The sequence below is a fragment of the Neisseria sp. P0001.S005 genome, from assembly GCF_051963715.1.
The window spans coordinates 1-4,248 of record NZ_JBQCTZ010000257.1; the positions used below are offsets into that span (position 1 = coordinate 1).

6 protein-coding genes are annotated in these 4,248 nt (G+C 46.1%); 3 read left to right on the top strand and 3 right to left on the bottom strand.

All coding sequences use genetic code 11. The features are described from left to right. Positions 1-493 precede the first annotated feature (493 nt). The 3 genes from ACTHSP_RS18320 to ACTHSP_RS18330 form a co-directional block, all read right to left on the bottom strand. Positions 494-1,378: a lipid A biosynthesis lauroyl acyltransferase gene (locus tag ACTHSP_RS18320; RefSeq protein ID WP_440346618.1), complete on the bottom strand. Its 885-nt coding sequence runs from the start codon at positions 1,376-1,378 to the stop codon at positions 494-496. A gap of 77 nt (positions 1,379-1,455) precedes the next feature. Then, entirely contained in the window at positions 1,456-2,001 is a 546-nt protein-coding gene (gene ruvC, locus ACTHSP_RS18325; protein ID WP_003684216.1) for a crossover junction endodeoxyribonuclease RuvC, read from the bottom strand. Positions 2,002-2,010: 9 nt separating this feature from the next. Next, positions 2,011-2,841, bottom strand: a complete 831-nt coding sequence (locus tag ACTHSP_RS18330) for a carbon-nitrogen hydrolase family protein (protein WP_314511882.1) — start codon at positions 2,839-2,841, stop codon at positions 2,011-2,013. A 94-nt stretch (positions 2,842-2,935) separates the two neighbouring features. On the opposite strand from ACTHSP_RS18330, the gene ACTHSP_RS18335 reads away from it, so the two are divergent. From ACTHSP_RS18335 to ACTHSP_RS18345, 3 genes are all read left to right on the top strand, one after another. Further along, positions 2,936-3,235 carry a porin gene (locus ACTHSP_RS18335; RefSeq protein WP_314511880.1) on the top strand — a complete coding sequence of 100 codons (300 nt, stop codon included), beginning with the start codon at positions 2,936-2,938 and terminating at the stop codon, positions 3,233-3,235. A 300-nt stretch (positions 3,236-3,535) separates the two neighbouring features. Then, positions 3,536-3,730: a CsbD family protein gene (locus tag ACTHSP_RS18340; RefSeq protein ID WP_049344333.1), complete on the top strand. Its 195-nt coding sequence runs from the start codon at positions 3,536-3,538 to the stop codon at positions 3,728-3,730. A 72-nt stretch (positions 3,731-3,802) separates the two neighbouring features. Continuing rightward, positions 3,803-3,961 (top strand): DUF1328 domain-containing protein, encoded by a 159-nt coding sequence (locus ACTHSP_RS18345; RefSeq protein WP_039862543.1) that lies wholly within the window; start codon positions 3,803-3,805, stop codon positions 3,959-3,961. Positions 3,962-4,248: the final 287 nt, after the last annotated feature.

Here is a 4,248-nt window from a genome sequence, read left to right on the forward strand (position 1 = left end):
ACGTTTTGTAATTTGATGTAGTGAAATTTACGCGAATTTTTACAGTTTGCCAAGTATTTTTTTCTGAAGGCTTGTTTCAGTATAAATTTCAGGTATTGTCATATTTTTGCAATTATATTTCATAATTATTTTAAATTTAGATATTTATTTTGTTTTTTTAAATTTTAATTTAATTTTATTTCATATTTTGAATGATTAAAATGCATTTTTTCAGGTGAACTGTTTTGTAATATATTGTTTTTAAAAGAAATTAAATTTAATATGTAAATGAAAAAAGTGTATTGGGTCTGATGTTTTTTATTTGAGAAAAAATATAGGGTTGTTTGAAAGTTTCAATCACGATGAAAAAAGTTGTTTTTAAAGCATTTAAAGCGGAATATTATTTGATTGTTTAAAATCAAACATGAGTTTCGGTTTGATTCAATTAAAATGAAAAAGCGGCGAAAGAAGGATTTCGCCGCTTTTTGCATATTCAAATTGTAATTCAATGTAGTCAATAGAGGCTGCTTTCGCCTTCGGGACGGGTTTTGAAGCGTTTGTGCAGCCAGAAATATTGTTCGGGATGCTCGCGTACCCGCTCTTCGATGAAGTCGTTCATGCGCTGGGTGTCGGCTTCGACATTTTCGGTCGGGAAATTGTCCCAAGCCGGATAGAAGCGCAGGGTTACGGTATTGTCGGCTTCGCGCGTGGGAATGGCGGGAATGATTTTGGCTTTGGTCATGCCGGCGATACGGCTGAGACCGGTAATCGTGGCCGTCTGAATGCCGAAGAAATTGACGAAAATGGAATCGTTGCGGCCGAAGTCTTGGTCGGGCAGATAAAGAAAGGGCGCATCGCTTTTGCGCAGGTGTTTGATGATGGCACGCAGGCCTTCTGTGCGGCCGATCAGGAAAACATTGTTGTAGCGGTGACGGCCTTTCAGGATTTGCTCGTCCAGGGTTTTGTTTTTTTGGTGCGAATACATACTGGTCAGCGGCACATCCTGATTGAGCGTGTAAACCGCCATTTCAAATGCGGTAAAGTGCGGATAGAGGATGATGACTTTTTCGCCGGCGGCGAGGGCTTCGTCGAGATGGTGTTTGTCTTGATAGCGTACCAACGAGTGCAGCTTGTCCGCAGGCGCGTACCAGTAGAGGCCGTATTCGAGCATCAGCTTGGCCATGTGTTGGAAATGGCGTTTGAGCAGGGCGGTGCGCTGGCTGTCGTTCAGCTCAGGAAAGCATTTTTTGAGGTTTACCTCGCCGACTTTGCGGCGCGGTTTGACTGCGTAATAGGCAAGAATACCGATCGCGTCGGCAATCTTGTGCAACACGCAAAAAGGCAGCAGGCGGATGAGATAGAGAAAAAGGAAGGCGGCTTTCATGAAGGCTCGCTGTATGTGGGCAAAGGGCTATTATAACCGAAAGGCCGTCTGAAAACGGGCTGGAACATATTTCAGACGGCCTGAATGTCGGCCTACCATTGAAAACGGCCGCGCTTGACCTGCAAGCCGTCGGGGTTGAGTTGCGAAGCCAATCCGTGATTGCGCAGGGCGTGGGTGAGGGCGACGGCGAGTCCGTCGGCGGCATCGGCTTGAGGCGTGCCTGAAAGTGCGAGCATTTGGACTACCATATGCTGCACCTGCTCTTTGGCGGCCTTGCCCTTGCCGACCACAGCCTGCTTGACTTGAAGCGCGGTGTATTCAAATACGGGCAAATCGTGCATAACCAAAGCGGCAATCGCTGCACCGCGCGCCTGACCGAGCATTAACGTCGCGGCCGGATTGACGTTGACGAACACTTGCTCGATGGCCGCCTGATGCGGCTGATAGTGGCGGATGATTTCGTCGATATGGCGGACAATCACTGCGATACGTTCGGAAAGCGACGCACCTGTCGGCGTTTTGATACAGCCGGAAGCAACATAATGATGTTCGCGGCCGTGGACATCGATCACGCCGAAGCCGGTCACGCGACTGCCGGGGTCGATGCCGAGAATGCGAGTGGGTTGGAACTGGGACATAGTGAGTGTTTAAAGTAATCGGTGTTTCAGGGCAGGCAGGCGCGTGCGCACGCTTTGCAGGCGCGCACTGTCCAAATCGGCACAAATCACGCCTTCGCCTTCCGGCAACATCGCCAACACATCGCCCCAAGGGTCGATAATCATACTGTGGCCGAATGTGCGGCGGCCGCTTTCATGCAGTCCGCCTTGTGCCGACGCGATGACGTAGCATTGGTTTTCCACCGCACGGGCGCGCAGCAGCAATTCCCAATGTGCCTTACCGGTCGTGTAGGTAAACGCGGCCGGTAACAGCAAAACATCAAACGGCTGCTGGGCGCGGAAAAACTCAGGAAAGCGCAAATCGTAGCAGACACCGGCTGCCAGCGGAACATTGTCCACACTCAATTTCGGCACATCGTTGCCCGCCAGTATCGTATCGGCTTCAGCGTAGCGTTCGCCCAAACCGGAAAAGCCGAAAAGGTGCATTTTGTGGTAAAGCCCGATTCGGTTGCCGTCGCGGTCATACACCAGCATTGTGTTCATCACCTTGCCAGCGTTTGGGCTTTGCAATGGAACCGTGCCGCCAAATAACACCACGCCGCATTCCCTTGCCGTTTCGCTTAAGGCCGTCTGAAAACGGGTGTGGCAGGTTTCGCCAACGCTTCCATCGTCCAAAGGCTCGGCAAATGCCAGCTTGTCCGTATCATTTTTGCCCATCAGCGGCCAATATTCGGGCAGCAACACCCAATCCGCCTCTTGTTCGGCCGCCTCGCGGACAAGGCGCTTCATGGTGGCAATATTGGTTTCGGGGTTGGTGGACGACACCATTTGCACAGCGGCGGCGCGTAAAGAGCGCATCATCAAAACTCCTGTCAGATTTTGCAAGAATTGTAACTTGTTTACGCACAAGGCCGATACAATCGTCACACAATTCCTCTCCAAAAAAGGATAAACCATGAACTTGAAACTTCTCCTCACTGCCGCACTTTTCACCGCCACACTTGCCGCACATGCCGATGTACAGCTTTACGGCAGCATCAAAAGCGGCATCGAAACCTCGCAAACCCGTTTCGGCGGCCAAACATACAGCCGAACCGCCGTTGCCGACCAAGGCAGCCACATCGGCTTGCGCAGCTCGCATCCGATTGGCGGCGGAACGAATTTTATTTGGGAAGTTGAACAAGATACACCGGTCGGCAAAAGCGGCTCCATCCGCCAAGACTGGCGCGAACGTCGCGAGAATTTTGGCCGTTAAGGAAAATATTGGATAGTAAAAGGCCGTCTGAAAGACTTTCAGACGGCCTATTTTTATAGTAAGGCCGTTTGATTTAAAGAAAATTATTAAAGGGTTTAATTAATAATATATTAATATTTTCAAAATTTAACGGTTTTATATAACTTATTGATTATTTATGAAATTAATAAGATATTGGGTAGCTGATTAAAAAATCAGCATTGGCATTGCTTGCAAATTAAAAAATTATCAAGTAAGGTTAAATGCAAGCGGTTTTATCCGTGAGTTAAATATTAATCAATAAGATAGGATGGTATAAAAATGAATGAAGATATTATCAAAGGAAAATGGGAGCAACTTAAAGGTAAAGCCAAAGAAAAATGGGGCGAGTTGACAAACGACGATTTGGACATCATCGAAGGCAAGCGCGATCAGTTGGCTGGTAAGCTCCAAGAGCGTTACGGTCGCACTAAAGATGAAGCTGAAAAAGAAATTGATGATTGGTTGAACAGCTAAGACCGTTGAATTTCCCAATAAACGGTCGTGTCTCTCTCGACCGTTTTTATATTAAACCGAAAGGAAAAAATCATGCTTCATTATTCGATCGTTTTCTTTATCATCGCTATTATTGCAGCTGTATTAGGTTTCGGTGGTATTGCAGGTAGTGCGGCAGGCATAGCCAAAATTTTATTTGCCGGTTTCTTGATCTTGTCGGTGATATCACTGATTTTTGGCAGGAAGAAATAATATCTGTAGACCAATAAGGTTATATCAAGCCACCATTCTGTCAAATAGGCCGTCTGAAAGATTTTCAGATGGCCTATTTTTATTGTTTTAAATGACGAGTTGTAGGAGCTTGCATATACCTTTTTTCGTATTAAAGGATGTTTGAAAAATAGAAAGGATTAAAATCATCTATTCTATGAAATTTATAGAAGCATAATAAAAGAACGGTTGTTTTTTAAATTTTATCTTTGAAATCTGATTGATAATTATTTATTAGTACTAAGTTTTCAAAATGGTGCTAGAATATT